Here is a 3,382-nt window from a genome sequence, read left to right as displayed (position 1 = left end):
CGACGGTGCCGGACGCGGAGGTGTTCGTCGCGCAGCTGATCCCGTTGTCGAACTCGGGTCAGGAGTCGGCGGTGCGGACCTTCAACGCGGCGATTCCCGGCATCGTGCAGGGCAAGGTGAACGCCGGGAAGCACGTGCATCTGGTCGACATGCACTCGGCGTTGACCACGGGTGACCTGATCGACGGCATCCACCCGACCGCGGGCGGCTACGACAAGATGGCCGCCGTCTGGTACAACGCCCTGCGCGCGGTGCCCGGCAGCATCGGCAACGTCGGCGGACCGACCACGCCACCGCCGTCGACCCCGCCGCCGTCCACCCCGCCGCCGTCCACCCCGCCGCCGTCCACCCCGCCGCCGTCCACGCCGCCGCCGGGTGGCGGTGCCTGCACCGCCACGTACGAGCTGGCCGGGCAGTGGCAGGGCGGTTTCCAGGCCACGGTGACCGTCACCGCGGGCAGTGCCGCCATCTCCGGCTGGACCGTCACCTGGACCTGGGCCAACGGCCAGACCATCAGCCAGTCGTGGAACGCCACGGTCAGCACCAGCGGCTCCACCGTCACGGCCCGCAATGTCAGCTACAACGGCGCGCTGGGCGCCGGGGCCAGCACCCAGTTCGGCTTCCTCGGCTCGGTCAACGGCACCAACACCACCCCCACGCTGCGCTGCGCCGCGGCCTGACCACGTAACGGAGGAGAACAGTGCACCGCATCAGACGACTCTGGCTGGCCGGCACGCTGGCCGCCCTGCTCAGCACGACCGGAGCGGCGTTCGCGGCCACATCCGCGCAGGCCGCGAGCGGCTGCAAGGTGACGTACACGATCAGCAGCTCGTGGTCGGGCGGCTTCGGCGCCAACGTGGACATCACCAACCTGGGTGACCCGGTCAACGGCTGGCGGCTCACCTGGACCTACGGCGCCGGCCAGACCATCCAGCAGCTCTGGAACGGCAGCTACACCCAGTCCGGCGCCAACGTCACGGTCACCAACGCCGCCTACAACGGCGCGATCGGCACCAACGCCAGCGTGTCGTTCGGCTTCAACGGCAGTTGGACCGGCAGCAACCCGGTGCCGACCAACTTCGCCCTCAACGGCGTCGCCTGCGGTGACACCCCGCCGCCGACCACCGCACCGCCCACCACCGAGCCGCCGCCGACGACCGCGCCGCCCACCACCCCGCCACCGACGACCCCGCCGCCGACCACGCCGCCGCCCACCAACGGGCCGTGGCCGCCGTCGGCGAACTACAGCAACCCGATCGTCTGGCAGGACTTCGCCGACGGCGACATCATCCGGGTGGGCGACGTCTACTACTACTCGGCCTCGACCATGCACTACTCGCCGGGCGCGCCGATCCTGCGCTCGTACGACCTGGTGAACTGGGAGTACGCCGGGCACTCGGTGCCGAGTCTGGACTTCGACTCGAACAACTACAACCTGACCGGCGGCCGGGCGTACATCAAGGGCATCTGGGCCTCGGCGCTCAACTACCGCAAGAGCAACAGCACGTACTACTGGCTCGGCTGCGTGGAGTTCAACCGGACCTACGTCTACACCGCGTCGGCCGTGGACGGCACCTGGCAGAAGAAGGCGCGGATCAACAACTGCTACTACGACGCCGGGCTGCTGATCGACGACAACGACACGATGTACGTGGCGTACGGCAACACGCAGTTGAGCGTCGCCCAGCTGTCCGCCGACGGCACCACCGAGGTGAAGCACCAGCAGGTGTTCTCGACGCCGTCGAGCGTCGGCACGCTGGAGGGCTCCCGGTTCTACAAGCGGGGCAACTACTACTACATCTGGGTCACCAGGCCGGCCAACGGCCAGTACGTGCTGCGCTCGACCAGCCCGTGGGGACCGTACGAGATGAAGCAGGTGCTGCTCAACATGCCGACCCCGGTCTCCGGAGCCGGCATCCCGCACCAGGGCGGCCTGGTGCAAACCCAGAACGGCGCCTGGTACTACATGGCGTTCGTCGACGCGTACCCCGGCGGCCGGATCCCGGTGATGGCGCCGATCAACTGGAGCTCGGACGGCTGGCCCAGCGTCCAGACGGTGAACGGCGGCTGGGGCGCCAGCTACCCGTTCCCGAACGTGCCGCGACCACCGCGCCAGGTCAAGTCGATGATCGGCCCGGACACCTTCCCCGGACCGACCCTCGACCCGCGCTGGGAGTGGAACCACAACCCGGACACCACAAAGTTCTCGGTCAACAACGGTCTGCGGCTGCAGGCCGCCACGGTCACGAACGACCTGTACGCCGCCCGCAACACGTTGACCCACCGGATCCAGGGACCGACGTCGACCGCGACGATCCAACTGGACTACTCGACCATGCGCGACGGTGACCGGTCCGGCCTGGCCATGCTGAGACATCTCTCGGCCTGGATCGGCGTCCGTCGGGACAGCGGTCAGACCCGGGTCTCGATGGTCGACGGCCTGTCCATGGACAGCAACTGGAACACGACGAGCACCGGCACCGAACGGGCCAGCGCCGCGGTGTCCGGCGGCAAGATCTGGCTGCGCGTCAACGCCGACGTCAGACCCGGCACCGGCCGGCAGGCGAAGTTCTCCTACAGCACCGACGGGGTCAACTTCACCTCCCTCGGGCCGGCGTACACGCTGAACAACGACTGGCCGTTCTTCATGGGCTACCGGTACGGCATCTTCAACTACGCCACCGGATCGCTCGGCGGTTCGGTCACCGTCAACCGGTTCGACCTCACCACTCCCTGACCCCGACTACCTGACCCGATGCGGGTCCGACCGGAGGCCGCCGCGACATCCACCGTCGCGGCGGCCTCCGCCGTGGTCAGGAGGGGCGCGTTCGGGAGACCCGCGTGGTCCGGATCCCCGGTCGGGCCGAGCTCCGAAACTATCGCCAGACATAGGCCGTTGAGAATGTTATCGATAACATGGTACGTTTCGGCTCGGGAGCGAAGGGCACGCTCCGATTGAGGATCGCCGACCGCGCCCGGGAGCGCGCGGATCGAGGGAATCACCTCGTCGTCGGTGACCGGTCCGGGCAGACACCGCAGCGCACCGCGCGCCGATGGCTGCTCACTCAGACCAACTCCACGCGTTCCAGATCAGGCCGCGCGTGATCCGGCCCGGCCGGACCGCGCGGTCGCCGGGGGCGGCGACCTCATCCGCCGCCCCCGGCAACCCCACCCGGTACGACACCAGATCCCCCAGCTCCAGAAAGGCAGATCGACATGGACGACACGTCCGGCCGCAGTGTCGGCAGAAAACCCCGGTCCCGTCGGCCGGTGATCGCGTTGATGTCAGTCACTGCGGCGGCGGTGACCGCGGCGGGTGTGACGTTGGTGTTCGCCGGGCCGGCGAGTGCGGCGTCGACGTTGGGGGCGGCGGCGGCGCAGT

At 69.2% G+C, this 3,382-nt stretch carries 2 protein-coding genes; both read left to right on the top strand.

The window, feature by feature from the left end; translation table 11 throughout:
* Positions 1–680 (top strand): cellulose binding domain-containing protein (locus ACFOX0_RS33955; protein ID WP_377553750.1); only part of this gene is annotated, 680 nt, incomplete at its 5' end.
* Between the two features lie 20 nt (positions 681–700).
* Positions 701–2,737 (top strand): family 43 glycosylhydrolase, encoded by a 2,037-nt coding sequence (locus tag ACFOX0_RS33950; RefSeq protein WP_377553748.1) that lies wholly within the window; start codon positions 701–703, stop codon positions 2,735–2,737.
* Positions 2,738–3,382 lie beyond the last annotated feature (645 nt).

Origin of the sequence: Micromonospora zhanjiangensis (assembly GCF_042650605.1) — a bacterium.
Classification (GTDB): domain Bacteria; phylum Actinomycetota; class Actinomycetes; order Mycobacteriales; family Micromonosporaceae; genus Micromonospora_J; species Micromonospora_J zhanjiangensis.
Note: the sequence above shows the minus strand (reverse complement) of the source record. Positions and strands in the feature narration are given on the sequence as shown.